The organism is Anoxybacillus sp. LAT27 (genome assembly GCF_022030075.1).
Lineage (GTDB): Bacteria > Bacillota > Bacilli > Bacillales > Anoxybacillaceae > Anoxybacillus > Anoxybacillus kestanbolensis.
Window position 1 is genome coordinate 1 of record NZ_JAIWYK010000424.1, and the last position, 25,847, is coordinate 25,847.

At 43.1% G+C, this 25,847-nt stretch carries 33 protein-coding genes; 27 read left to right on the plus strand and 6 right to left on the minus strand.

Features of this window, described 5'->3' with window-relative positions; translation table 11 throughout:
- Positions 1-99: 99 nt before the first annotated feature.
- Positions 100-1,047, minus strand: coding sequence for a COX15/CtaA family protein (locus LD028_RS12265; protein WP_237811979.1), 948 nt, complete (start codon positions 1,045-1,047; stop codon positions 100-102).
- 379 nt (positions 1,048-1,426) lie between these two features.
- Here LD028_RS12265 and cyoE point away from each other — a divergent pair, with 379 nt between their 5' ends.
- The 7 genes from cyoE (at position 1,427) to LD028_RS12300 (ending at position 7,777) form a co-directional block, all read left to right on the plus strand.
- The gene (gene cyoE / locus LD028_RS12270) at positions 1,427-2,332 is read left to right on the plus strand and encodes a heme o synthase (protein WP_237811980.1); all 906 of its coding nucleotides are present in this window, start codon (positions 1,427-1,429) and stop codon (positions 2,330-2,332) included.
- Between the two features lie 86 nt (positions 2,333-2,418).
- Complete coding sequence (gene coxB / locus LD028_RS12275) at positions 2,419-3,483, plus strand: cytochrome c oxidase subunit II (protein ID WP_035020282.1); 1,065 nt, start codon at positions 2,419-2,421, stop codon at positions 3,481-3,483.
- A 29-nt stretch (positions 3,484-3,512) separates the two neighbouring features.
- Entirely contained in the window at positions 3,513-5,381 is a 1,869-nt protein-coding gene (gene ctaD, locus LD028_RS12280) for a cytochrome c oxidase subunit I (protein ID WP_237811981.1), read from the plus strand.
- Positions 5,381-6,001, plus strand: coding sequence for a cytochrome c oxidase subunit III (ctaE, locus tag LD028_RS12285; protein ID WP_237811982.1), 621 nt, complete (start codon positions 5,381-5,383; stop codon positions 5,999-6,001). The genes ctaD and ctaE overlap by 1 nt, the downstream gene beginning before the upstream one ends.
- A gap of 4 nt (positions 6,002-6,005) precedes the next feature.
- Positions 6,006-6,338: a cytochrome c oxidase subunit IVB gene (gene ctaF / locus LD028_RS12290; protein ID WP_004891266.1), complete on the plus strand. Its 333-nt coding sequence runs from the start codon at positions 6,006-6,008 to the stop codon at positions 6,336-6,338.
- An 86-nt stretch (positions 6,339-6,424) separates the two neighbouring features.
- A complete protein-coding gene (ctaG, locus tag LD028_RS12295) occupies positions 6,425-7,291 on the plus strand; it encodes a cytochrome c oxidase assembly factor CtaG (RefSeq protein ID WP_237811983.1) in 867 nt (288 codons plus the stop codon).
- A 21-nt stretch (positions 7,292-7,312) separates the two neighbouring features.
- Positions 7,313-7,777, plus strand: a complete 465-nt coding sequence (locus tag LD028_RS12300; RefSeq protein WP_237811984.1) for a DUF420 domain-containing protein — start codon at positions 7,313-7,315, stop codon at positions 7,775-7,777.
- A gap of 25 nt (positions 7,778-7,802) precedes the next feature.
- Here the strand turns inward: LD028_RS12300 and ytvI are convergent, their stop codons facing one another.
- Positions 7,803-8,921, minus strand: coding sequence for a sporulation integral membrane protein YtvI (gene ytvI, locus LD028_RS12305; RefSeq protein ID WP_370642810.1), 1,119 nt, complete (start codon positions 8,919-8,921; stop codon positions 7,803-7,805).
- On the opposite strand from ytvI, the gene LD028_RS12310 reads away from it, so the two are divergent.
- On the plus strand, positions 8,908-9,168 hold the full coding sequence (locus tag LD028_RS12310; protein WP_237811986.1) for an Asp23/Gls24 family envelope stress response protein: 261 nt from the start codon (positions 8,908-8,910) through the stop codon (positions 9,166-9,168). The genes ytvI and LD028_RS12310 overlap by 14 nt on opposite strands.
- A 6-nt stretch (positions 9,169-9,174) precedes the next feature.
- Here LD028_RS12310 and LD028_RS12315 read toward each other — a convergent pair whose 3' ends face one another.
- A complete protein-coding gene (locus LD028_RS12315; protein ID WP_077429514.1) occupies positions 9,175-9,534 on the minus strand; it encodes a YugN family protein in 360 nt (119 codons plus the stop codon).
- A gap of 131 nt (positions 9,535-9,665) precedes the next feature.
- Between LD028_RS12315 and LD028_RS12320 the strand changes: the two genes are divergently transcribed.
- From LD028_RS12320 to LD028_RS12350, 7 genes are all read left to right on the plus strand, one after another.
- The gene (locus LD028_RS12320) at positions 9,666-10,082 is read left to right on the plus strand and encodes a CBS domain-containing protein (protein WP_077429513.1); all 417 of its coding nucleotides are present in this window, start codon (positions 9,666-9,668) and stop codon (positions 10,080-10,082) included.
- A 103-nt stretch (positions 10,083-10,185) separates the two neighbouring features.
- Entirely contained in the window at positions 10,186-11,196 is a 1,011-nt protein-coding gene (locus LD028_RS12325) for a CAP domain-containing protein (RefSeq protein ID WP_237811987.1), read from the plus strand.
- Positions 11,197-11,261: 65 nt separating this feature from the next.
- A complete protein-coding gene (locus LD028_RS12330) occupies positions 11,262-11,591 on the plus strand; it encodes a YlbD family protein (RefSeq protein WP_077429511.1) in 330 nt (109 codons plus the stop codon).
- Positions 11,592-11,602: 11 nt separating this feature from the next.
- Positions 11,603-11,845 carry a YlbE-like family protein gene (locus LD028_RS12335; protein WP_077429510.1) on the plus strand — a complete coding sequence of 81 codons (243 nt, stop codon included), beginning with the start codon at positions 11,603-11,605 and terminating at the stop codon, positions 11,843-11,845.
- A 35-nt stretch (positions 11,846-11,880) separates the two neighbouring features.
- Entirely contained in the window at positions 11,881-12,249 is a 369-nt protein-coding gene (locus LD028_RS12340; RefSeq protein ID WP_004891249.1) for a hypothetical protein, read from the plus strand.
- 71 nt (positions 12,250-12,320) lie between these two features.
- On the plus strand, positions 12,321-12,770 hold the full coding sequence (locus tag LD028_RS12345; RefSeq protein ID WP_035020289.1) for a YlbF/YmcA family competence regulator: 450 nt from the start codon (positions 12,321-12,323) through the stop codon (positions 12,768-12,770).
- 20 nt (positions 12,771-12,790) lie between these two features.
- Positions 12,791-13,057 (plus strand): YlbG family protein, encoded by a 267-nt coding sequence (locus LD028_RS12350; RefSeq protein ID WP_004891246.1) that lies wholly within the window; start codon positions 12,791-12,793, stop codon positions 13,055-13,057.
- A 38-nt stretch (positions 13,058-13,095) separates the two neighbouring features.
- On the opposite strand, the gene LD028_RS12355 is transcribed toward LD028_RS12350, so the two are convergent.
- Positions 13,096-13,485 (minus strand): DUF7147 family protein, encoded by a 390-nt coding sequence (locus LD028_RS12355; RefSeq protein ID WP_004891245.1) that lies wholly within the window; start codon positions 13,483-13,485, stop codon positions 13,096-13,098.
- Positions 13,486-13,628: 143 nt separating this feature from the next.
- Here LD028_RS12355 and LD028_RS12360 point away from each other — a divergent pair, with 143 nt between their 5' ends.
- From LD028_RS12360 to coaD, 3 genes are all read left to right on the plus strand, one after another.
- Positions 13,629-14,957: a hypothetical protein gene (locus tag LD028_RS12360; protein ID WP_237811989.1), complete on the plus strand. Its 1,329-nt coding sequence runs from the start codon at positions 13,629-13,631 to the stop codon at positions 14,955-14,957.
- A 276-nt stretch (positions 14,958-15,233) separates the two neighbouring features.
- Positions 15,234-15,800: a 16S rRNA (guanine(966)-N(2))-methyltransferase RsmD gene (rsmD, locus tag LD028_RS12365; protein ID WP_237811990.1), complete on the plus strand. Its 567-nt coding sequence runs from the start codon at positions 15,234-15,236 to the stop codon at positions 15,798-15,800.
- 2 nt (positions 15,801-15,802) lie between these two features.
- Positions 15,803-16,300 (plus strand): pantetheine-phosphate adenylyltransferase, encoded by a 498-nt coding sequence (gene coaD, locus LD028_RS12370; RefSeq protein ID WP_006321418.1) that lies wholly within the window; start codon positions 15,803-15,805, stop codon positions 16,298-16,300.
- Here the strand turns inward: coaD and ylbJ are convergent.
- The gene (gene ylbJ / locus LD028_RS12375) at positions 16,297-17,502 is read right to left on the minus strand and encodes a sporulation integral membrane protein YlbJ (RefSeq protein WP_237811991.1); all 1,206 of its coding nucleotides are present in this window, start codon (positions 17,500-17,502) and stop codon (positions 16,297-16,299) included. The two genes, coaD and ylbJ, sit on opposite strands and share 4 nt — an antisense overlap.
- Positions 17,503-17,601: 99 nt before the next feature.
- Between ylbJ and LD028_RS12380 the strand changes: the two genes are divergently transcribed.
- Both LD028_RS12380 and LD028_RS12385 read left to right on the plus strand, forming a co-directional pair.
- Positions 17,602-18,378 carry a patatin-like phospholipase family protein gene (locus LD028_RS12380; RefSeq protein WP_237811992.1) on the plus strand — a complete coding sequence of 259 codons (777 nt, stop codon included), beginning with the start codon at positions 17,602-17,604 and terminating at the stop codon, positions 18,376-18,378.
- Positions 18,375-19,388: a SepM family pheromone-processing serine protease gene (locus tag LD028_RS12385; protein WP_006321421.1), complete on the plus strand. Its 1,014-nt coding sequence runs from the start codon at positions 18,375-18,377 to the stop codon at positions 19,386-19,388. The genes LD028_RS12380 and LD028_RS12385 overlap by 4 nt, the downstream gene beginning before the upstream one ends.
- On the opposite strand, the gene LD028_RS12390 is transcribed toward LD028_RS12385, so the two are convergent.
- Entirely contained in the window at positions 19,380-20,585 is a 1,206-nt protein-coding gene (locus LD028_RS12390) for a nucleotidyltransferase (protein ID WP_237811993.1), read from the minus strand. The two genes, LD028_RS12385 and LD028_RS12390, sit on opposite strands and share 9 nt — an antisense overlap.
- A 141-nt stretch (positions 20,586-20,726) precedes the next feature.
- On the opposite strand from LD028_RS12390, the gene LD028_RS12395 reads away from it, so the two are divergent.
- The 7 genes from LD028_RS12395 to bshC all read left to right on the plus strand — a co-directional run bounded on the left by LD028_RS12395 (position 20,727) and on the right by bshC (position 25,823).
- Positions 20,727-21,242 (plus strand): YceD family protein, encoded by a 516-nt coding sequence (locus LD028_RS12395; protein ID WP_006321425.1) that lies wholly within the window; start codon positions 20,727-20,729, stop codon positions 21,240-21,242.
- 63 nt (positions 21,243-21,305) lie between these two features.
- The gene (rpmF, locus tag LD028_RS12400; protein WP_003395111.1) at positions 21,306-21,479 is read left to right on the plus strand and encodes a 50S ribosomal protein L32; all 174 of its coding nucleotides are present in this window, start codon (positions 21,306-21,308) and stop codon (positions 21,477-21,479) included.
- 22 nt (positions 21,480-21,501) lie between these two features.
- Positions 21,502-22,335, plus strand: coding sequence for an enoyl-CoA hydratase/isomerase family protein (locus LD028_RS12405; protein WP_237811994.1), 834 nt, complete (start codon positions 21,502-21,504; stop codon positions 22,333-22,335).
- Between the two features lie 57 nt (positions 22,336-22,392).
- On the plus strand, positions 22,393-22,839 hold the full coding sequence (locus LD028_RS12410; RefSeq protein WP_237811995.1) for an RsfA family transcriptional regulator: 447 nt from the start codon (positions 22,393-22,395) through the stop codon (positions 22,837-22,839).
- 68 nt (positions 22,840-22,907) lie between these two features.
- Positions 22,908-23,801 (plus strand): 2-dehydropantoate 2-reductase, encoded by an 894-nt coding sequence (locus tag LD028_RS12415; protein WP_237811996.1) that lies wholly within the window; start codon positions 22,908-22,910, stop codon positions 23,799-23,801.
- Positions 23,798-24,193 (plus strand): DUF3397 domain-containing protein, encoded by a 396-nt coding sequence (locus LD028_RS12420; protein ID WP_237811997.1) that lies wholly within the window; start codon positions 23,798-23,800, stop codon positions 24,191-24,193. Before LD028_RS12415 ends, LD028_RS12420 begins: the two co-directional genes overlap by 4 nt.
- A gap of 19 nt (positions 24,194-24,212) precedes the next feature.
- The gene (gene bshC, locus LD028_RS12425) at positions 24,213-25,823 is read left to right on the plus strand and encodes a bacillithiol biosynthesis cysteine-adding enzyme BshC (RefSeq protein WP_237811998.1); all 1,611 of its coding nucleotides are present in this window, start codon (positions 24,213-24,215) and stop codon (positions 25,821-25,823) included.
- Positions 25,824-25,847: the final 24 nt, after the last annotated feature.

Sequence of the window (25,847 nt, forward strand, 5' to 3'; positions counted from 1 at the left end):
TAGTTTTCCTTTAACATATTAACAAAAGAAAAACGATTTTGTCCTTGACAAAATCGTTTTTCAACAGTCTGTAAAAGAACGAGGGGATCCCTCGTTCTTTTATTTTAATACGGCAGATGGAATGACGTTCGATCGTTGCGGCGCATCTTTTTGTTTTTGACTGCGCGTTGCCAGTAGCACAAAGTAACTTAATACACCGAACAAACAGGAAATAAAAAACGCATGTGCTAAGGCGACGTATAAGTTCAACTCTGTAAAGACGACGAGCGCCCCTGTTGCGACTTGGCAGCTGACAAGAGCGAACGCAATCAGCCAGCCCCAATACATAATTGGCTGTTGTTTATATCGTTTCATCGCATATATCGTCGCTATGAAAATCCAAATAAATAATAATCCCGCGGCGAAGCGGTGACCCATTTGCACCCATTCATGTAGTTGGGTTGGGAAGAACCTTGTTTGTGCGCAAAACGGCCAGCTCGGGCACGCTAAACTCGCTTGTTTATGGCGCACGAGCGCGCCTGTATATACGACGATATAGCAATACGCAATAATGCCGTAAATATGAAATTTCATCGTACGATCAAGCACGACGGACGCGGCATCAAATTTTTTATCGACTTCAAAAATAAACAACGTCAATAAAAAGACGGCCGCAAATGAAATGAGCGAAATGCCAAAATGAAGCGCTAGCACAACGTCCGATTGGCCCCATACGACCGCGGCAGCGCCGATCAACCCTTGTAAGACGAGAAAAACAAACGATACGATCGCCAAAAACTTCGTTTCACGAATATGACCGATCGCTTTCCAAGCCCAAATGGATAAAATAAGTACCATCAACCCAACGACACCAGAGACAACACGGTGGCTTAATTCAATAAGCAACTCTACCGTAATGTTGGATGGGATGAGCTGTCCGTGACACAGCGGCCACGAACGACCGCACCCCATGCCTGAGCCTGTTTTTGTGACGAGCGCGCCGCCAATTAAAACGAAAAGCATGCCGATTGTTGTCGCTACTGCAAACCATTTTAAAAGCCGCTGCAATGTATTCACTTCCTTAACGCGAAATTTTGGTCTAGCAAATGCCTAGTAAAAACTGTATAATAAATGTGAAATACGTGTGAAAAATTCTACTCTCATATTAGCGGAAAATGTCGAAAAGCGCAAAGTTTTATTATTTTACAATATAGCAATCGTTGCAAATATGGTTGAATATTTGTGCGGAGTTTGCTAGAAATATAAATGCGGTATTTTTTCAACGTTCTCATCGTAACAATATCATTTTGACACAAATTCGACACAATTAAGACAAAAAAAGTTCACAATTTGACGAAGAAATGTGTTTTAATATACAGAGACGACATATCGTTATCGTGTATAGATTGGAAACGCCTTCAAAGGCATAAGAGAGGAGTGGCGGCACATGGCGGATGTAGTCGAAGATGTCAAACCGACAAAGCTACAATCAGGCGTGTTCAAAGATGTATTAGCTGTTGTAAAAATTGGTATCGTGAACTCGAATTTAATTACGACATTTACGGGACTTTGGTTAGCCCTTCATTTTACCGGAAAAGGATTTTTAAGCAATTTGCATATCGTGTTTTTCGCGCTTATTGGATCTGCCCTTGTCATTGCAGGTTCGTGCGCATTAAATAACTTTATTGATCGCGACATCGATCACTTAATGGAGCGGACGAAAAATCGTCCGACGGTAAGCGGAAGCGTAGAACCAAAGCGCGTACTCTGGTTTGGCGTGTTTCTCGTTGCTATCGGCACGTTAAGCTTGCTTATGACAACTGTCACCGCCGCAGTGATCGGACTTGTTGGCGTTGTGACGTACGTCTTTTTATATACGATGTGGTCTAAGCGAAGCAATACGTTCAATACGGTCATCGGAAGCATTTCAGGTGCCGTTCCGCCTGTGATCGGTTGGACAGCGGTCGATGATGGATTTCATATCGTTCCTGTCATTTTATTTTTGCTTATGTTTTTATGGCAACCGCCGCACTTTTTGGCGCTGGCGATGAAGCGATGTGAAGAATATCGCGCAGCAGGCATTCCGATGCTACCTGTCGTTCACGGATTTGCGATCACGAAACGGCAAATCGTCATTTGGATTGTGGCGCTTTTACCACTTCCATTTTACTTATTTTCATTAGGCGTTCCGTTTTTAGTGATTGCCACGTTGTTGAACGTCGGTTGGCTAGCGCTCGGACTAGCTGGTTTTAAAATGAAAGACGATATGAAATGGGCGAAATGGATGTTTATTTATTCGCTCAACTATTTAACAATTTTGTTTGTTACAATGGTGATCGTAACAATTGATTAAAGAGGTTTACAATTCTTTCTTTTTGTAAAGAAAGAATGTATATATTTCACTTTATTTCATAATCGAAAGAGGGGTTTGATTAGGCTATGAAGAAGTGGCTACGAAATTGGCGCTTGGTTTCTCTTGTATCCGCCATGGCGCTTTTGCTAGCTGGTTGCGGTAAGCCGTTTTTATCAACGCTTCAACCAGCAGGAGAAGTAGCTGACATGCAGTACAAGCTTATGCTGCTCAGCACGGCCATCATGGTTATCGTCATTGCGGTTGTAACAATCATTTTCCTTTACGTTGTGACTCGCTTCCGTCGTCGTAAAGGGGAAGAAAACAAAATTCCAAAGCAAGTGGAAGGAAGCCATACGCTTGAAATTATTTGGACAGTTATTCCGATTATTTTGCTAATCATTTTAGCTGTTCCAACGGTTTTATACACGTTTAAGCTTGCGGATGTAAAACCGATGAACAAAAAAGAACGCGACGTCGTTGTCGTCAACGTTCGTGCGAACTTGTACTGGTGGGAGTTTGAGTATCCAGATTACGGCATTATTACAAGCCAAGATTTGGTCGTTCCAACAGGTGAACGCGTGTATTTCAATTTGAAAGCGTCTGACGTTAAACACTCGTTCTGGATTCCAGCTGTCGGAGGAAAAATGGATACAAATACAGATAACACAAACCAATTTTTCCTCACATTTGATGACAAACGTGCCGAAGAGGCAGGACGTCTATTTTACGGAAAATGTGCGGAGCTTTGCGGCCCGTCCCACGCATTGATGGACTTTAAAGTAAAAGCGCTTCCTCGCGCGGAGTTTGATCAATGGGTAGAAAAAATGAAAAATGCTAAACCTGTTGCTTCAACAGATCCAGCTGTGAAGCAAGGGGAAGAAATTTTCAACAAAAGCTGTATTGGCTGTCACGCGGTCACGCCGGTCGATGGTCGCCCTGAGCAAGCGCGCCTTGCGCCAAACTTAGGAAACTTTGCGGATCGTGAACGCATTGCAGGCGTATTGGAACATAACGAAGAAAACTTAAAAGCTTGGTTAAAAGATCCAGAGAAAATTAAGCCAGGCAACAAAATGACAGGCACATATCCTCAATTGTCTGATCAAGAAATTGACGCATTAACAAAATACTTAATGACATTATCTGTTGAGTAAGGGGATTATCGATAAAGGGAGGTTAAACTGTGAGTACGTTAGCTCGGAAAAAAGGTGTCGGCGCAGTCATTTGGGACTACTTAACGACAGTAGACCATAAGAAGATTGCGATTTTGTACTTAATCGCCGGCGGAGTTTTCTTCTTGCTTGGTGGTTTAGAAGCGATGATTATTCGCATTCAGCTCGCCGTGCCAAACAACGACTTCATTAGTGCAGGCTTCTACAATGAAGTGTTAACGATGCACGGAACGACGATGATTTTCCTTGCGGCGATGCCGCTCGTGTTTGCAATGATGAACGCTGTTGTACCGATTCAAATCGGTGCGCGTGATGTTGCGTTCCCATTTTTAAACGCGCTTGGATTTTGGTTATTTTTCTTCGGTGGTGTGTTTTTAAACTTATCATGGTTTTTAGGTGGAGCACCTGATGCTGGTTGGACATCGTATGCATCATTATCGCTTGCATCACCAACACACGGGATCGACTTTTACGTATTAGGTTTACAAATTTCTGGTTTCGGAACGTTAATCGGGGGAATTAACTTCCTTGTGACAATCATCAACATGCGCGCACCGGGAATGACATATATGCGCATGCCGATGTTTACATGGGCGACGTTTGTCACATCTGCGCTTATTTTATTCGCGTTCCCGCCATTAACAGTCGGTTTAATTTTCATGATGATGGACCGTTTGTTCGGTGGAAACTTCTTTGATCCAGCGCTTGGTGGAAATACGATCATTTGGGAGCACTTGTTCTGGATTTTCGGTCACCCAGAAGTATACATTCTCGTATTGCCAGCGTTCGGTATTTTCTCAGAAATTTTTGCGACGTTTTCACGTAAACGTTTATTCGGTTACTCTTCGATGGTATTTGCGACAGTATTAATCGGATTTTTAGGCTTCATGGTGTGGGCGCACCATATGTTTACGGTTGGTATGGGGCCAATTGCGAACGCCATCTTTGCGGTTGCGACAATGGCCATTGCGGTTCCAACGGGAATTAAAATTTTCAACTGGTTGTTTACGATGTGGGGCGGAAGCATTCGCTTTACAACGCCAATGATGTATGCCGTCGCGTTCATTCCATCGTTCGTTATCGGTGGGGTCACAGGGGTTATGAACGCAACAGCAGCAGCAGACTATCAATATCACGATAGCTATTTCGTCGTTGCGCACTTCCACTACGTTATCGTCGGTGGGGTTGTATTCGCACTACTTGCAGGTGCTCACTACTGGTGGCCAAAAATGTTCGGTAAAATGTTAGATGAAAAATTAGGAAAAGTGACATTCTGGTTGTTCTTCACTGGTTTCCATTTAACATTCTTTATTCAACATTTCCTTGGCTTAATGGGTATGCCTCGTCGCGTATTCACATTCTTACCTGGTCAAGGATTTGAAACAGGAAACATGATTAGTACAATCGGTGCATTTTTCATGGCAGCAGGTACAATCGTGTTATTAGCAAACGTTGTCATCACAACAGTAAAAGGAAAACGCGTTGGCAACGATCCATGGGAAGATGGTCGTACGTTGGAATGGGCGGTATCTTCGCCAGCACCAGAGTACAACTTTGCGCAAACGCCGCTTGTGCGTGGCTTAGACGCATATTGGATTGAAAAAATGGAAGGCAAAAAAGGTTTAACACCAGCAGAACCGCTTGGTGATATTCATATGCCAAATCCATCATTTTTACCGTTTGTCATTTCGCTTGGCTTATTTGTAGCCGCATTCGGTTTCTTGTTCCATAACGATCACGCATGGGGAACACCAGTTGGCGTAGTAGGCTTGCTCATTACGCTCGGTGCGATGTTCTTCCGTTCGATTATCGACGATCACGGCTTCCATATTCATAAAGAAGAAGTGATGGAAGCAGAGAAGAAGGGAGCTGGGGCATAATGCACGTGGAAGAAAAATTAACGCCGGAGACGTTCCCGGCAGAGCCTGAAAAAGCGACCCTTGAAGGGAAAAATAAGTTTTTAGGTTTCTGGTTGTTCCTCGGCGGAGAGACGGTATTGTTCGCCTCTCTCTTCGCCACATTTTTAGCGTTAAAAGACTCTGTAGCGAACGGCCCAACTGCAGAAGAATTATTTAAAATGCCGATCGTCTTTTTAGCGACGATGTTGTTACTGACAAGCAGCTTAACGAGCGTATATGCGATGCATCATATGCGCAACTTCGACTTTAAAAAAATGCAACTTTGGCTCGGCATTACCGTATTGCTCGGCGCAGGCTTTTTAGCGCTTGAAATTTATGAGTTTACAGAATACGTACATGAAGGATTTAAATTTTCAACAAGTGCGTTTTCTTCAGCATTTTATACGTTAGTTGGTACGCACGGTGGCCACGTCGCATTTGGTTTACTTTGGATTTTAACGTTAATGATTCGCAATGCGAAACGTGGGTTAAACTTATATAATGCACCGAAGTTTTACGTGGCTAGCTTATATTGGCACTTTATCGACGTCGTTTGGGTGTTCATTTTCACGGTCGTATACTTAATGGGAATGGTGGGGTGATTGTATGGCAAATCATACACATGTACAAAACCCAAAAGTAGATGTACAATATCGTCGCAAAAAGAACGCGGAAGAAATGAAACATCAAATCATTTCGTTTACGTTAATGATTTTCTTAACGCTTATCGCCTTTTTTGCGGTTGGATATGAAGGATTTTCCGCTTGGTTTTCCGTACCGTTCATTTTATTGTTAGCGGTCGTGCAAGTTATTTTCCAACTGTATTACTTTATGCATATGAGCCATAAAGGACATGAACTTCCAGCGCTTTTCTTGTACGGCGGGGTAGCCGTGGCGTTTATTACGATTTGGGCGTTTTTAACAGTCGTTTGGATTTAAGAAGCTAGCATTGGCTAGCTTCTTTTCTTTTCACGTTTGTTACGTTTGTAGTATAATAAAGTCGGAAAAAAAGCGAGGTGAACATCATGCCGTTAAGTATATTTGGTTTTGAAGCGATGTGGAGTCCATACTTTTTTATTTTTTTAGTCGCTGTGACGATCGTTTATTTTTGGCTTGTCAATCGCTCGAAAGAACAAACGACGACGAAACAAAAAACGTTATTTGTTACGGCGATCGTGTTGCTTTACATTTGTAAAGGCTCGCCGGTCGATTTATTAGGTCATTTAATGTTTAGTGCGCATATGACGCAAATGGCTGTCCTTTATTTAATGGTGCCGCCGCTACTTATTAAAGGCATTCCGTCGTGGATGTTTGAAGCGTTATTTCGCATGCGCATCGTTCGTTCAATGTTTACGTTTTTCACAAAACCGTTAATTGCGTTATTTTTGTTTAATGGCATTTTTTCGCTATATCACGTGCCGCTTATTTTCGATGTTGTGAAAACAAATATGTGGTTACATGCGCTTATGACAACAGCTATTTTTATCGCTGCTGTCATGATGTGGTGGCCGCTTGTTAATGATGTACGTGGTTTTCAAACGTTATCTGGCGTAAAAAAAATCGGCTACATTTTTGCCGATGGGGTGCTTCTTACCCCAGCATGTGCGCTCATTATTTTCGCAGATACACCGCTTTATGCGACGTATTACGACCCAGCGGCTTGGATGAACGCGTTAGCGCTTTGTGTGCCGCAAAGTACGTTATCGTCACTTGAATTGAGCGGACCGGAAATGTTTAGCTCGATGTCTCTGTTACACGATCAACAGCTCGGTGGCGTTTTAATGAAAATTATTCAAGAAATTGTGTATGGGGTTATGTTATTTTTCATTTTTATTGAATGGTATCGAAAAGAAAGAGATGAAGAACACGTGGCTGTTCAGACGACAAAATGATCAAATAGGAGAGGGAATACGATGGGTTCGTTACCGATTTTACCTACGATTAGTACAAGCTTTATCGTCATTAGTGCTATCCTTGTAGCCGTTGGCTGGTATTTTATTCGCCAAAAACAAATAGAAAAGCACGAAAAAACGATGTGGCTGGCGGCCGCTTTTGCGCTCGGCTTTTTCATCATTTACTTGTCACGCACCATTTTTATCGGCAATACGAGCTTCGGCGGTCCAGACGATATAAAAATATATTATACAATCTTTCTATTTTTCCACATTTTTTTAGCGACTGCCGGCGCGGTGTTCGGCATTGTCACGTTGCTTTCCGCGGTGAAAAAAAATTGGGTACGCCATAAAAAAATTGGTCCGATAACAAGCATCGTTTGGTTTTTCACCGCGACAACAGGCGTTGCTGTGTATTTGTTGTTATACGTATTTTACCGTGGCGGTGAAACGACATCGGTCATTAAAGCGATTTTAGGATTTTAAAAAGAGGGTGACAGTTCACCCTCTTTTACAATTTAAAGTTAAATTTAATGATGCCTGCTTCTTTCGCTGATTTTAGGGCGATGAGTAAAAGCGGGAATAAAATAAGCCCGAGTGCCCCCATCATTTTCACACCTAAATACATGGAAATAAGCGTTGCGAGTGGCGATAAACCGATATGCGCCCCCATGACTTTTGGCTCAATTGTTCGACGTAAAATAAGCAAAATGACGCCGAGAATCGATAGTTTAGTTGCTAGTACTGTATCGCCTGTGACAAAGTGGAAAATGGCCCAAGGTGCCATAATAATGATCGAGCCGATAATTGGAATAAAGTCGATCACCCAAATAATAAAGGCAGTAAATAACGCAACTTTCGGTGTAATCAACAACAATCCGACTAACGAAACGGCAAAAATAATTAAACTCACGAGAAATTGCGCTTTCCAAAAACCGAATACGACATACGATAGCCGCGATAACATAAAATGCACTTTTTCTTTCGTTTCCTCTGTTAAATGTGAAAAAATCGCTTCGCGTATTTTCGGTAAGTCATGCATAAATAAAAATAAAGTAATTAAATACACGAGAAAGTTAATTAAAAACGTTGGAACATTCGCCACGAGCGCACTCACTTTATGAAAGCTGAGCGAAGCCGTTAGTTGCATCTTTAACTTTGTTAAAAATAAATCGACTTGTTGGCTCAGTTCCGCTACAACGAACGGCGGCAATTTTTCTGTCTGCTTGTACCAGCGTGCGACAAGTTCGTTCCAACCTGCAATCATTTCATTTAAGTATAGTGGTGAATGTCTAAAAAAATGAAACGCTTCCGTCACAATTTTTGTAATAATAAAGTAGCCGCCTAAAAGCATAAACAGCGTAAATAAGCTAAATACAAGAAGCGTGGCGGACTGCCGTTTGAACCCGATCCGCTGTTGTGCCACTTTGACGGCAGGCTCTAAAAAAATAGCTGTAATAAACGCAAATAAAATCGGAACAGCAATTGGAGCGACCCAGTATGTCAATAAGACGATCGCAAGTAAAATAAGGACCATGTATACGGACCGCTTTGGAATTTTCTCAAACAACGAAACGACACCTGCTTTCATTTCATAAATCGTATGGAGGATGTATATGCATAAACCCATTATAACGATTGTTGCGATGAGTGTACAACCGTTTGATCATGTCATATTAGAAGAAGTGAACGTGTATGAACGACAAAACCGATTGACGATTTCCATGACCATTTCTGTCAAGGTGCATGGCAATATGCTCACTTTATGTGAACGTATTCAAAAACAAGTGATCGATGACATATACGACATGACAGGAAAAGAGGTTGTTTCTGTTCACCTGTACGTCCGTCGTCTCGTTGACGGAAAAAACGCATGAGCGCGCTCATGCGTTTATAGTTGCAAGACCTTCTTTCACTTTTGCTAAAAGAGCTTCACATTGGTTTACTAATGATGAAGGGAAGTTCTCTCCCTCACCATATTCGACACCATGTGGATAATAATGCTTGCCAAGCAACGGCTTCATCAGTTTAATGACCGCATGGCGACCACCAACGTCTCCTTCAATCGCATAACCTTGCACACGTAAATAAAAGACGTCATTTTTAATTTCAAATTTGCGGTCATATGTGACACGATCGTAATCCCATTGACCGGCACGTACGAAGCCGAGGCTTTCCATTAAGTCATCTAAACGTGTTAATGGCGCTGTTTGATTTTCAATACCTGTATTTTCGAAGCGCATCGTTCAAGTCCCCCTTATGTAAAATAAAACATTCCTCCATTAATAATAGTACGAAAGCGCATAACTTTCAATGACGAGCTTTATAATTGTTCCGATTTTGGTGAAACTAATGTGCGAAAGGAGAGATGCACATGCCAAAAGTAAAAGAAATGATGACAACAGAAGTCGAATGTTGTACACCGCTAGATAATATGTACGAAGCAGCGGTAAAAATGCGCGATTATAACGTCGGCGCTATTCCGATTACAGATGGAAATCGTCTCATCGGCATTGTGACGGACCGCGATTTAGTCATACGCGGTATCGCAGAAAAGAAACCAGGTTCAACAGCGGTGACAGAAGTGATGAGCGAACAGCTCGTGACGATTTCACCAAACGCGTCCGTAGAGGAAGCGGCTCGGTTGATGGCAAAACATCAAATTCGTCGTTTGCCTGTTGTCGAAGGCGAGACGTTAGTTGGCATGATGTCGCTTGGCGACTTAGCGATTCATGAAGCAAGCGACGAACAAGCAGGGGAAGCGTTATCTGAAATCTCACAATATCACTAAGCACGAAGGCTATGTTTTTTGCATAGCCTTTATTTTTTAGTGTTGCAATGTAGACAAGCTGTATATAATGGAAGTACATACAATAGCTAAGGGAGAATGATGAATGCGTTGGATCATTGCTCTAATTACGATCTTTATTTTTATTTTTTCTTTTTTCCCAACAGATGAACAAGCCCCTTTAAACGATACATCGATCATGAGTGAACAAACGAGCGAGAAAACTGTTGTACAAGGGCTTGGTACATGGATTGGAAAAACAGAAGAAGAAGTGAAACAAACATTCGGACAACCAGCACGTATCGATCCGTCCGCTTACGGTTACGTATGGTGGGTATATAACGACCCGAAAACGTATATGCAAATCGGTATTGTTGACGGACGGGTTGTCACAATTTATGCATGTGGACCGGAAGTCAACGTTGCCCCGTTTCAGTTCGATCGCTCGATTAACGAGCTATTACAAACGATGCCGCTTCACGATACAATTCATGTGCAACTGGACGATGGGGTATATCGCTTTCAACTGACAGAAGAAGATTTACTCATTCAACCGCTTCTTTCGTTTGACGACGTTTACGTACAATTGTATATTGATCGTTTTACCGGCAAATTATCAAGCATTCGCTGGGTCGACGGAGAAACGTTAGTGAAGCTTCGTCCATATGAACTTGAATATCGCGGTCCGTTACCGAGCATAGAAATGGATGAAACGCTCGAAAAACAAGTCGAGCAAGCAAATGCACAACAAATTTTTGAGATTACAAACGTCATGCGCATTCGTCACGGTGTTCCACCGCTTACATGGGATGAGCGCGTGGCGGAAGTGGCGTACGGACATAGTAAAGATATGGCAGAAAATGATTTTTTTGCGCACGAATCGCCAACGAACGGAGATTTACAACAGCGGTTGACGAAAGCAAACGTTCGTTTTGAATTAGCGGGAGAAAATATCGCCTCGGAATATGTCGATGGACCGGCGGTTGTCGAAGCGTGGCTTAACAGCCGTAGTCATCGGCAAACGTTGTTAAATGCTGAGTTGACGCATTTAGGCGTTGGTGTATATAAACGTCATTATACGCAAAACTTTATTCGTCCTTTTTCTGAGCCAAAATAGGCGCACGCATTGGCTGTTCGGTCGTAATATATGATAGGCAAACAAACAAGGAAGGAGCGACCGATATGTCCATCGAACAATTTAAACAGTTTGTGAAAAACCATCCGAAACTGATTGAAGAGGTGCGCCAAGGGAAAAAGACGTGGAAAGAGTTATATAACGATTGGTACGTGTTTGGCGAAGACGATGACATGTGGGACGAATATCGCTCAAGCGATGTCAAACAAGATCAAGGGGATTTGATGCAAAAGCTAGCCAGTTACGTCAAACACCTTGATGTTAATGAACTTCAAACGTACATTACAAACGTTCAACAAGCGATTGCATCCATCCAAGAAGTCGTTCGCCAAATGCAACAGACGAAAAAAGATCCGTTTTCGTTTCGAAAAGATTAAGGAGATAGGCGATGAGAAAAGACGTATACGAATACATTGTAGCGAAGCCAAAGCTTCATCAATTTTTACGCGAGCAACCGATATGGTATCGCCGGCTAGCAAGACGCCCGCTGGATATAAAAGAGATGGAAAAACAAATGCGTCACTATTATAAACAAACGTTGCCGCATAAAGTCGAACAAGTCGTTCAAACGATCGAAATGGCAAACATGATGATGGCGATGATGAAACTGATGAAGGACACTCATAATTAAGCGAGAAACGCAAACACTATCACTATGAAAGGATGGTGAAAGTGTTGCGCTTCTTTTTTTTATGTATTGCGCTTTTGTTTTCTACGTATGTTCATCATGACAGCACAATCGTTTTTGCTGAGCAAAAACAAACGTTATTTGTGAAACATCTCGTCAAAGGAAATAACGTATTTGTCGAATGTATTGTCGATCAGTTTACGTTTACAAAAGGAACGCATCCGAAAAAAGACGGACAAGGACGCATATATATTTACGTGAACGGGAAACGAGTGGGCGAAACGACAACGGCGGCTTTTGTCATTCGCGGGTTGCCTGTTGGAAAACATGCGATTCGGTTGGAACTTGTCCATAACGATGCAAGTAAATATAACATCTCACATGAATTTACGGTGACGATTTCATAAGTCTGGGACAACCAGACTTATTTGTTTTGTTGGCGAAATCATGTTATGATACCGTTGTGGAGGTGTTGCTCGTGATTGTAGCAACGATCGAACGATTACAGTTGTTAGACTTTGCTGAAGAGCTTGGCAAAATGATTGTCGAATCAGACGTGGCGGAGGAATACCGTCGCTGTTTTTATCATATGCAACAAGATGAAAAAGCGCAGCAACTCATTCGCCGATTCGTTCAGCTAAAAGAACGGTACGAAGAGGTGCAGCGTTTTGGTAAATATCATCCAGACTACAAAGAAGTCACAAAGCAAGTGCGTGAGGCGAAACGTGAACTGGATTTATACGGTCCGATTGCCGCGTTTAAACAAGCAGAAAAAGACATGCAGTCGCTGTTAGATGAAATTAGTACGATGATCGGTCGAGCCGTATCTGAAAACATTAAAGTGCCGACAGGAAATCCGTATTTCGATTCTTTATCTTGCGGTGGAGGATGCGGATCTGGTGGCGCGTGTGGCTGTCGGACGAAGTGAAAAAGGGGGATGGGATTTTTATGTTTCCAATGCGTCAAGGCATTATCGTTTGGCTGTATTCGTTAAAACATAGTAAACAGTTGCGGAAATACGGAAACGTTCATTACGTATCGAAACGGTTAAAATACGCCGTTTTATATTGCAATATGGACGAAGCAGAAGAGACGATGCGAAAACTCGCTTCGCTTCCGTTTGTTAAACGCGTCGAACCTTCATATCGCCCGTATGTGAAAGTTGAATTCGAATCAAAAGCAGACAAAGAGAGAGAATACGAATACGGCATATAAAAAAAGGATGTCAATCGCTGACATCCTTTTCGCTTTTCTTACTGTAGTGGCGGAATAAATCGATTCATGCGCATAATGCCGATTAAATGCTGATAGTACAATTGTAAGTCCGCAAAAAAGTTAGACGGTTTGACGTCCAAATGAATGATTTCTTGATTCAGTTCCTTCGCTAAATCGAGGAACAACTCATATCGTTTTGTCACTTTCACAGACGGGTGTGGAATGCCTTCACGGCAAATGTATAGCGGTTGAAAATCGCCAGGATCTGTCGGATGAAGCACGACGACGAACGATGTGAGCGCCTTGCCGTCTTTCATCGTATGAAAAGCAAACAAACCCGATAAACGATGACGGTTTGATTTCGCAATTTCAATTAACTCATAAATGTCAGAATATCCTTCCCCTAATTCAATAAAACGTTGAATCATCACCATTCCCTCACTTTATGTTGTATTCCCTCATTTACTTTAACACGTTCAACTTTTTTCGACAATTAGTGAAAACGGTATATGACAATGCATCGAAATTTTGCTATTGTTATAATATAAACTGCTGAATGAGGAGCCATCGTATGTGGAAAGTAGCTTTTATTTCAATGCTCCTTTTCCTTGGCGTTAGCGCAGGAGCTTTATATTACCAATGGGACGAATATCATACCGAAGCGACGAAACAATCAGTGTTGCAACATGATATTGAAGCAACATTTACTGGAAAAACAATCGAAGTCGTTCATCATATACGCGGTGCGGTTGCTGACACATATGAAGTGACGGTGCCAAAAGAAGTGACAAACATTTCTTGTGCGAAGAAAAAAACGTGCGTCGAACAAAAAAATGGGAAAACGATCGTCGACGCATCGAAAACAAATACACTTTCGCTCACTTATCGCGTGTCGATTGTTCCAAAAGAACCGCTTTTCATTCAACAATGGCTCGTTTATTTTCATACGACACAACCACAACAAACGAACGTATCGTTCACCGATGTTGTTCATCCGAAAGGGGTATGGGCAGCAGACGGAAAGCTCGTTGGTTACGTCTATAAACCGTCTTTTTCTTTTTTCATGTGGGAGAAAAAAGGCGGACAAACCGTTCCGCTTTATTTTCAATCGCAACCGTTGCAGCCAACGTTTAACGGTGATTTAGTCATATACGCGACAAAACCGCTTCACGAAACAGCGTTATCGTTTTGGAAAGAAAGCGATGTACAAACGTTAATTGTTACTTCATCGCGTCTGCAATATATGACGCCGACGTTCGTCATTATATCGGATACATCTTCCGTTTCTGACGCACAGCGCGCTTACGTTCGCGTGCAGTTACAGCATCGCTTTCCAAATAGCACTGTTCCCGATTGGATATGGGACTTGCTCGTTTCATATATGACGAAAACTGAGCCGATGACAAAAAGAGCGAAACTTGTTTTTCAGCAATTGCAACAAACGTTAACGAAAGAACAACAACAAACGTTTTGGACGTTAGTCAATAAAAATGACGGTCAGCCGTTGACGTTGAAAAAATTAGACGAATGGCTAGGCGAAGCGTACGAAGGAAACACGACATTTTTTCAAAACGAGGAACCATACATGACGTTTACAGAGCGAAAAATGCTCGTCGTCAATGACGTGAAATTGCCAAACGCTCACGTTTTATTAAAAGACGATCAACAACTGTTTCCGTTTATTCCGATTATGCGCACGCTCGGCTATACTGTTCAACGTTCGGGAGAAGCGGTATTTATTGAAAAAGGGAATGCTCGTTGGCGATTTTTTACAAACAGCACAAATGCAGTCATTCGGGAATGGAACGGGACGCTATACATTGAACGGACGGAATTTCCGAAATGGTTTTCCGTCTACATTAGCGAAACGGCTGAAGAAATACACGTGATCGGCCAATAAGGCAAAAAAAATGCCCTGTGGCATATGCCGCAGGGTCCCTTCCATTCTTTCTCGGACAAGCCGAAAAAGAGAAGGAAAAAAGGGAGAGGAGAAACCGGAGGAAGAACTTATGGGGAACGTAAGTCTTCTCCGTGGTTGGCAACAACATCATTAACGATGTTGTTACTAACAGTATGACCATTGTTTCGCATTGTATACATCCCCATCATTTTTTTCCTTACAATGATTGTCCATTTCGTCGGTTATGCTATGATCATAAAAGCGAGGTGAAATACGATGAGAGTCATATCAGGGAAGTGTAAAGGTAAATCGCTTCAAGCAGTTCCGGGAATGACGACACGTCCAACGACAGATAAAGTGAAAGAAGCGATGTTTAATATGATCGGTCCGTATTTTTCCGGCGGACTTGGGCTTGATTTATTTGGCGGAAGCGGTGGACTTGGCATCGAAGCGTTAAGCCGCGGATTAGATCGCGTTATTTTCGTCGATCATGACGCAAAAGCGGTGCAAACGATGAAAAAAAACGTTGCTGCCTGTCGTTTGACCGATCAAGCGGAAATTTATCGCAACGATGCCGAACGCGCATTAAAAGCAATTATAAAAAGAGGGCTGACCTTTCGCTTAATTTTTCTTGATCCGCCTTATAAAAATAAACAGTTGGAAGCGCTTATCGCGATCATTGATGCGCATCAGCTTCTACAACGAGACGGCTTTCTTGTTGCGGAGCATGATGCGGAAGTCGAGCTTCCCATTCACATCGGTCGTTTAACAAAAGTGAAACACGAAACGTATGGCATTACGGCTGTATCGATTTACGCTTACGTAGATGAGGAAGGAGAATAAAGATGGCGAGTATTGCGGTATGCCCAGGAAGCTTTGATCCTGTCACATATGGACATTTAGATATTATTCGCCGCGGAGCGAAAGTGTTTGACAAAGTGTATGTTGTCGTATTAAACAATTCATCAAAAAAACCGTTATTTTCAGCAGAAGAGCGAGTGCAGCTGTTAGAAGAAGTGACAAAAGATTTACATAACGTCGTCGTTGACAGTTATCAAGGTTTGCTTGTTGACTATGCGAAAAGCAAACACGCAAGTGCCATTTTGCGTGGCTTGCGTGCCGTTTCCGATTTTGAATACGAAATGCAAATTACATCGATGAACCGCATATTAAATGAGCAAATTGAAACGTTTTTTATGATGACAAACAACCAATACTCCTTTTTAAGCTCAAGCATCGTGAAAGAAGTCGCGAAATATAACGGCAACATTTCCGAGCTTGTGCCAAAAGTTGTCGAAGAAGCGCTCCGAAAAAAGTTTGCTCATGCAGAAAACCACCTTTAAACAGGTGGTTTTTCACGTCGGAAAGCCGAAAAGACATATAGGAAACATGCGATTGCAGTCACAAAAAAGCCATATTGCTCGATCCAATGTATGTACAATATCGGCCAACGGATCGTCGCTTCCGGAAGCCAAACAGGCAACGTTTCTGCCGACTCAAGCGGCTGAACATACAGCGGTTTCCAAAGAATGAATGCGAAAAAAGCAGCGAAAAAGCCGTGAAATATACGAGCGATAAAAAACGGTTGAAAGCGAATATGTGCTTCCGCTAAAATGCTTGCGACTTGAGCTTGTACCGAAAAGCCGCCAAAAGCAAGAATAAAGCTTGTAATAATGACTTTTTGTAATAGCGTTGCGTTTGTTGCCTCGCTTGCCATTTGGCTGCCGAGTGTAATTTCAAACAACCCGGCGATGAATGGAACGCTTAGTTCGCTAGGCAAATGGAAAAGCGCTAAGGCGTATCGTACGATGTCGGCTAGCCATTTCGTTATGTTTGTAATATAAAGTAGCTTATTCAAAACAGAAAATAAAATAATAAATCCACCGATCATTAGAAGCGTTTGAATGGAGGAACGAACCGCATCTCCAAGCAGCTTTCCGATGGCTTGGCTATGTTTTAAGCGCGTTTCATGCATGGCGCGAAACGCTTGACGCAAAAGGCTTTTTGTTTGTTTTTGAACCGCGTTGTTTTCGTCTTTTCCGTAAAAGCGCATTATCAGCCCGACGCAAATGTTGCCGAGATAATGAGACAAAGCAAGAATGATGCCGATGTTCGGATTATGAAAAAAACCGACGGAAATCGCTCCGAAAATAAAAAGCGGATTAGATGAGTTTGTGAACGAGACGAGCCGCTCCGCCTCGATGGCGGAAAGCTGTTGTTGCTGTCTTAGGCGAGCAGTCAGTTTTGCACCGGCAGGGTATCCCGAAGCCATACCCATCGCCCAAACAAATCCGCCGATGCCCGGCACTTTAAATAGCGGACGCATGAACGGCTCAAGCAATACGCCGAGAAAATGAACGACGCCAAAGCCGATCAAAATTTCTGATACAATAAAAAAAGGAAGAAGAGATGGGAAGACGACATCCCACCACATATGCAATCCACGCACCGCCGCTTCAAACGAATGTTGCGGATAGCGAAGTAATGCGATACATAAACAAATAATGATCGATGATAACAGCAACGTTTTCCATTTTTCTTTCATCGTTCGTTAGCCTCCTCATTTGCCGATCGTACTCGTTTTAATATACGAGTATATGCGGACATTTTAGACCATAGTATTGAACAGGAAGGGGGAGCAGGAATGAAAATCGGGTTGGCGTTAGGTTCTGGCGGTGCGCGCGGCTTTGCGCATGCCGGGGTCATTAAAGTGTTGGAAGAAGAAAACATTCCGATTCATATGATCGCCGGAAGTAGCATGGGGGCGCTCGTTGGTGCGTTGTACGCATCAGGCATGACAACGGAACGATTATATCGGCTCGCGACAGCGTTTCGACGCAACGATTACATCGATTGGACAGTCCCGAAAATGGGACTCGTTGCCGGGCGTCAAATTAAACATTTCATTTCGGTCATGACAAAACAAAAGCGCATTGAACACGCCCGTATTCCGCTTGCGATCGTGGCGACCGATTTACAAAAAGGGGAGAAAGTTGTGTTTCGCAAAGGAAGTATGGCAGATGCGGTGCGCGCCAGCATTTCCATTCCGGGCATTTTCGTGCCAGAACGATGGAACGGGCGTCTGCTTGTTGACGGTGGAGTGATCGATCGCGTACCAGCGTCCGTTGTACGCGACATGGGAGCTGACGTCGTCATCGCTGTCGACGTTGCTTCCGTGAAAAAAAATGATACGATCACCTCGATTTTTGATGTCATTTTACAAAGTTTAGATATTATTCAAGCTGAACTTGCTTCCCACCGTATCGCCCAAGCGGATGTCGTCATTCGTCCATCGCTTGAGCGTTATAGCTCGTATGCGTTCACCCATGCGAAAGAGATGATTCAAATGGGAGAAGAAGCAACGCGCCAACAGCTTCCGATCATTCGTCAATTGCTTGCAGAGAAGGGGTTTAAACAATGAATAAAAGACGGTATATTCGAATTACGATCATCGTTGCACTACTACTCGCTTTTGCGACTTTTTTTCACTTGCCGTATTACGTGACGATGCCTGGAACGGCGGAACCGTTACGTCCGCTCGTTGAAGTGCAAGGCGGCTATAAAGAAAAAGGACAATTTATGTTAACGACCGTTCGCATGGGGCAAGCCAATCTTTTTTCGTTTATGCTTGCGCATGTGAGTAAATATAACGAGTTGTACCGCATGGATGAAGTAAGACAAGAAGGGGAAAGCGACGAAGAATATACGCATCGCCAATTAAAAATGATGGAAAATTCAAAAGAAACGGCGATTGCCGTTGCCTATAACAAAGCAAACAAATCGTTTTCGTATCGAAATAAAGGAGTATATGTGTTATATGTCGTGGATGGCATGCCAGCTTCAAACGTGCTGAAAAGCGGCGATCAATTAGTTGCGATTGACGGGCAACGTCTCAACGACGCAGACGAATTTATTCAATACGTAAGCGGAAAGAAAAAAGGAGATCGCGTCCAAATTACGTATAAACGATCAGGAAAAGAAAAAACAGCAACGTTGACGCTTGCGCCGTTTCCAAAAGAAAAGCATCGCGTCGGTCTCGGACTTTCCGTCATGACCGACCGCGATATCGTTACCGATCCGCCTGTCCGCATTGAATCCGATCAAATTGGCGGACCGTCCGCTGGGCTTATGTTTGCGCTTGAAGTGTACAATCAATTGATCCGAGAAGATTTAACGAAAGGGTATCGCATCGCTGGCACCGGAACGATCAACATCGACGGCGAAGTCGGACCAATCGGTGGCATTTCTCAAAAAGTGATCGCTGCTCATAAAGCAGGAGCGGACATTTTTTTCGCGCCGAACGAACGTGGAGCGAAACATTCCAATTATAAAGAAGCGGTCAAAACAGCGAAAGATATTGGCACAAACATGAAAATTGTACCTGTTGATACGTTTGATGATGCCGTTCAATTTTTACAAAAGTTATCGTAACGGCGGAGTTTTATACTCGCGCTGTAACGCTTCCGAACAAAGCGGCTCAGGCAAAATCGAAAAATACGCCTGCGTCGCTTTTTTTTCGATTTGATATATCGGATCGTGTCTCATTTGTTTAGCGCTTGTCACAAGCGGCAACGTCATGCGCTTTTTAACTTCTTGTAAATACGCTCTCCCTGTTTCGTTCATCGCTAGCGGACGAACGTATGTTGCACGCTTGTTTTCGATTGCTTTCGCTATTTCTTTTTTCGTGACGTTCGTTAATATGTGGGTGCATATACGTTGCAATCGTGTCCACGTATATCGTTTCGTTTTGACAGCCGAAAGAAAATCGTGAAATGACGTGGCGTGAATGATTGCTTTTTTTAGTCGATGCTCAATTCCTTCTTCCACTTCAGCAATTTGTTGAATGTCGTCTACTTCCATCGTCAATAGTCGGTATTTTAAAAACGGAAAATATTTTTTCCAATCGTGCCACGTCATATACGTATGGCGATACGTTTGTAACGTTTCATATGTTGTATGCGGAACGTAGCGTGCGACATCGTCATAACTAACCTGTAAAAAGCGACGAATGCTCGTTGCGCTCGCAATGTTATCGTTTGCTGGAAGCGTTTCGTCGTGATAATGAGCAACCGTTCGTTGAATCGTTTCTGGCATCATCTTGCTTCGTTGTTCGATAATCGCCTTGACGTAATGTAACCCTAAAATGTTGTTCGGTTGTGAAACGTCAAGCGTATCGTGACCAATGTCATGAAGGGCAAGCGTATACGCTTTTGCATAGTTGATACCTTGTTGCATATATTGTTTTACTTTTTCGTTATGTTGCTCTTTTTTATAAACGAGCAGTTGAGCCGTTTTTATAAACGGTTCGATGCTTCCGTGCTCGCTTCCGAAACATAATTGCTCGCAAAAAAGCGCATCGAGAATCGAAATAGCCCCTTGAGCGAACCATTCAGCTGTTTGGACAGCAAACGTATAAGGAAGTTCAACGACGAGATCGACGCCGCCTGCAAGCGCCATGCGAGCGCGCTCCCATTTCGGTACGATCGCAGGTTCGCCCCGTTGTGTAAATGAGCTACTCATGACAGCGATGACGCAATCTGCGCTCGTTTTTTTTTTCGTTTGTTGCACATGATATAAATGCCCGTTATGAAACGGATTGTATTCGACAACGATGCCGACCGCTTTCATGTATTGTCCACCTTTCTTTTTTATGTAAAACGTGATACAGTGAGTATAAACTGATTATAATGGAAGTAGTGTAAAGAAAAAATATTGACAAAACCGTTGTTCAAACGTATAATTTTCTTTGTTGTCTTGAGGTGATTATCATTGAGATGGTCTATTCATCAACTTCATCAGTTGCAACATAAAGGGCTAACGATTGACGAAATGGCTGATGTGTCCGAATTGAAAGAAGTGGACGACTCGATTCGCGACATTTCCCCTGTGCGTGTGCACGGACGGGCAGATGTGAGCGCGAAAAAGTTCACGTTCCACTTAACGATCGAAGGGACGATGAAACTCCCTTGTTCTCGTACGCTCGTGGACGTATCGTATCCATTCGCCATCGAAAGCACAGAAACGTTTTTTTTGAACGATTATGATGCAACCGATGAAGAGTCACATGTTGTTCAAGGAGATGCGATCGACTTAATGCCGATCGTCAAAGAGCTTATTCTTCTTGAAGTGCCGATGCAAGTGTTTAGCGAGCAACCGGATCATCCGGATGCCGTTCCACAATCAGGAAAAGGATGGACGGTCATTTCGGAAGAAGAACATGAAAACAAAATTGATCCGCGCCTTGCGAAGCTAGCAAAGTTTTTCGAAAACAAAAATGAATCTTAAGGGAAGATCCGGAACTACACCGGCCTCCATATTCGCCTAAATCTCTTTAAGGAGGTGGAAATGATGGCAGTACCTTTTAGAAGAACATCAAAAATGAAGAAAAGACTACGTCGTACGCACTTCAAATTGCGCGTACCTGGTATGGTAGAATGCCCAAACTGCGGTGAAATGAAACTTGCTCATCGCGTATGTAAAGTTTGTGGAACATACAAAGGAAAAGACGTTGTAAACAAATAAGAGAAGCGTAAGGGCCACTCCCTTGCGCTTTTCTTATTTGGAAGGAAAAAAGAACGGGAAAGCGAATAAAAAAGATGGACATGCAGTAAAGGGGAGAGGGAAAATGATCGAAAAACAACATGGCATCGTCTCGTTTACCATTTGTCGTCCGGCAAGACGAAATGCGATTGATTATGCAGTCATGGATGAACTCGAGCAAGCGCTGACGCTCGTTGAACAAGATGATGAGGCGAAGGTGCTCGTCATTACAGGGGAAGGAGAAGACGCGTTTTGCGCGGGTGGCGATTTACAAGTGTTTCATCAGCTGAAAACAAAAGAAGAAGCGCATGCGATGTTAGCGAAAATGGGAAACATTTTATATCGTTTATTGACGTTATCGAAGCCAACGGTTGCATTAATCAATGGAACTGCGATCGGCGGAGGTTGCGAGTTAGCGACCGCATGCGATTTTCGTTTCGCGCGTGCCGGGGTGCGCCTCGGATTTGTGCAAGCGAATTTAGCGATCACGACCGGCTGGGGCGGTGCGACGATGTTATTTGAAAAAATGCCGTACGATCAAGCGCTCAATATATTGTTGTGCGCGAAAACGATGACAGCGGAAGAAGCGGAGCATATCGGCTTTGTCCATCGCGTTTTTCCTGACTCGTTGCGCGAACGATGTGAAAAAGAGTTAAGGGAGTATACGAACAAATCAACGGCTGTATTGCGCGCTTATAAAGAAGCCGCGGTGGCACGTTGGAAAACAGAGCAGTTTCGCCAACGGTTTTTCGCTGAAATCGAACGATGTGCATATTTATGGGAAAGCGAAGAACACAATGAAGCGGTACAATCATTTTTAGCAAAACGAAACAAATAGTCTATCTTCTCTATTAGCTGCATACTCATATAGTAAATGTAGCGAGGAGGGATAGAAATGACGCGCCAAGATGCATGGACAGAAGAAGAAGATGTATTGCTCGCTGAAACGGTGTTAGCTTTTGTGCGCGAAGGGAGCACCCAATTACGCGCGTTTGAAGAAGTAGGGAAAAAACTATCACGAACGGCAGCCGCTTGTGGTTTTCGTTGGAACGCATACGTGCGGAAGCAATATGAAGAGGCGTTAGAGCTTGCTAAACAGCAACGAAAAAAGAAAAAAGAACCGCAACCAGCCGAGCGAAACATGACGTTGCAAGATGTGATCTCTTTTTTACAAACGTTGCAACAACGCGGGGAAGGGCAACAAGAAATCGAACAGTTGCGCGAACAAGTACGGACGCTCCAAAAAGAAAAAGAAGAGCTTGAAAAGAAACTGCAAGCGGTGCAACAAGAATATCAGACGGTGATGCACATTTTAGAACGTGCACGTCAATTGTCTGTGTAGTAGCTGATAGACGCCAGCTACTTTTTTTTATACAATAAAACATAGGAAAAAAAGAGGAGGATCGCATCGTGCGCATCGGAATTATAGGGGGCGGAGCAGTCGGCTTATTGACGGCAGCGTATTTCAGTAACCACTATGACGTGACGGTTTATACGCGTCGGCAAGAACAAGCAGAACAATTATGTACGCATGGGCTGACGGTCATTTGTGGCGATGAACGGACGAAGCATCGTGTTCATGCTGAACCGTTCGTTCGTGAAACGAATGTAGATGTGTTATTTATAGCGGTGAAACAATATGACTTAACAAACATATTGAAAACAAACATGCATATGCTTCGAGCGGACGCTGTGATGTTTTTGCAAAACGGCATGGAGCATGTGTCCCATTTACCGCACATGCCTCATCATCATATTGCGCTTGCGGTTGTTGAACATGGCGCGTTCAAAATCGACGATACGACGGTTTCCCATACGGGTGTCGGTAAAACGAAATGGAGCGTATGGCGCGGAAAAAAAGAAACGTTTTCTTTTCTATATACGACAGATGCCCGTTTTCCGTTCCAATATGTCGGCGATTGGGAAACGATGTTAATTGAAAAATTAATGGTGAACGTTGCTATTAATCCGCTTACCGCTCTATTGCAAGTACCAAACGGCATGTTAGTGACACATGCGCCGTATCGGCAAGCGATGGAACAGTTGTTTCATGAAGTCGCATCTATTTTTCAGATTGAACAGCGAGAACGTATATGGCAGCATATTGAAACGGTTTGTCAACAAACGGCTGCCAATCGCTCATCGATGTTGCGTGACATCGAGGCGGGGCGAATGACGGAATTAGATGCGATTTTAGGCTATGTGATTGAGCGAGCGAACGAGCGATGCGCCCCAGCCCCAATTAGCACGTTTTTATATGCGCTTATGAAAGGGAAACAATTAGAGGGGGAGACGGAGAGATGAAAGATATACTCACCTCTTTCATTGCTATCATGATTGTTATGCCGTTTTTGTCGTTTTTTTTTATATTTACACTTGCCAAAGCTATTTTTAAACGAAAAGGAAAACGGGCGTTTCATTTCGCTGTGAACGGATCGACCATTTTTTTTATTTTTGCTGTTCATGTTTTATTGCAAGCCGTTTTTCAACGATCGTATATCGTTGAATTGCTCATTTTTTTGATTGTAACGTTTATGCTTGGAATGATTTTGTATTGGAAAAAAACGGGCGATGTATCGTTACAACGAACGTTTAAGTTATATTGGAGAATGCAATTTTTATTATTTGCAACTGCTTATATGGGATTATTTATATATGGGGTCATCCATCGTGTCATGATCGCATTTTCATCATGAATGAGAAAGGAAGTTTACAATGGAAGTTATCGAGCTGTCTTTGCCAGCAACGAACCGTTTAGCTACGGAATATATTGAAGGGACGTTTCCTGTTCACGAGGCGTTCCATCCTTGTTCATTTGAAGAACGTTTGCATGAGTTACAAAAGCGGACGTATGCCCGGGATGCGCTCGTTCATCATTTACTTGCGTATCATAAACAGTTTCAAGCAAGTGAAGAAACGATTGCAAACATTGAAAAATTGCGTCATCGAGAAAGCGTCGTCGTCATCGGCGGGCAACAGGCAGGTCTTTTAACCGGACCGCTCTATACGATATATAAAATCATTTCCATCATTACATTAGCAAAACAGCAAGAACAACAGCTTCGTGTGCCGGTCGTTCCGGTATTTTGGATGGCATCTGAAGACCACGACATTGCAGAAATTAATTACGTCCATGTCGCACAACGTGGAAAAGTGAAAAAATATGTGTATTCGCCACTAGCGAAAGAAAAGCGAATGGCTGCTCACATCGAGCTTGATGCAGATGCGTTGAAGCAATGGATAGATGACATATTCAAAACATTTGGCGAAACAAATGTAACAAACGAATTGCGTACGTACATATATGAATGCATGGCAACATCAAAAACGGTGGCCGACTTTTTTGCGACGATCGTACTTAAGTTGTTTGCGAAAGAAGGAATCGTAATTGTCGATGCAGCACATCCGCATTTGCGGGCGATTGAGCGCGAATGGTTTATGACGCTCGCTCGTGAACACGAAGCGATTACAACTGCGTTGCAAATTCAACAACGACATCTCGCCCAACTCGGCTATGAGCAAGCGATTGATGTATCGCCGATGTGCGCACATTTATTTTATGATGACGGTCAACGTCGCTTGTTATATTATGACGATGCCCAACATTGTTTTTACACAAAAGATGGGGTGTATCGTTTCACGCGAGACGAATTAAGACAGCGAATCGAAAGTGAGCCGCAATCGTTTAGCAACAACGTTGTTACACGACCGCTTATGCAAGAATGGTTATTTCCGACGCTCGCTTTTATCGCCGGTCCGGGGGAAATTGCTTATTGGGCGGAATTAAAACGAGTATTTGAGCATTTCCATTGGCATATGCCGCCGATCGTGCCGCGCCTTTCGCTCACGCTTGTCGAGCGTCATATTGCTACGGACTTGGCGGATGTGCAAATGACAGTAGCAGAGGCGTTGACAAACGGCACGAAGCAAGCGTTAGAGGAATGGGTGCGCAACAATCAACCTGTGGCGTTTGATGAGACGTTTCATGAAGCGAAAAAACAGATAGCGCACATTCACGAGCAACTTCGCCAACTCGGCATGCAAGTCGATCCGCATCTTGAAAGAGTGATGTTGAAAAATGCCGAACGAGTCGAGACACAAATCGATTATCTTCAACAATTGATTACACGGCGCATGTTGCAAAAACATGACGTACATGTGCGCAAATATGAACGCATTGAACTGTCGCTTCGCCCGAACAATATGCCACAAGAGCGGGTTTGGAACGTGCTTTACTATATGAATCGCTACGGCTTAGACTTTGTTGACCGTCTTCTTCATGTCGATTATCGTTGGAATGGGATGCATAAAATTGTATATCTTTAACTATTTTCGTCGATAAAAAAATCC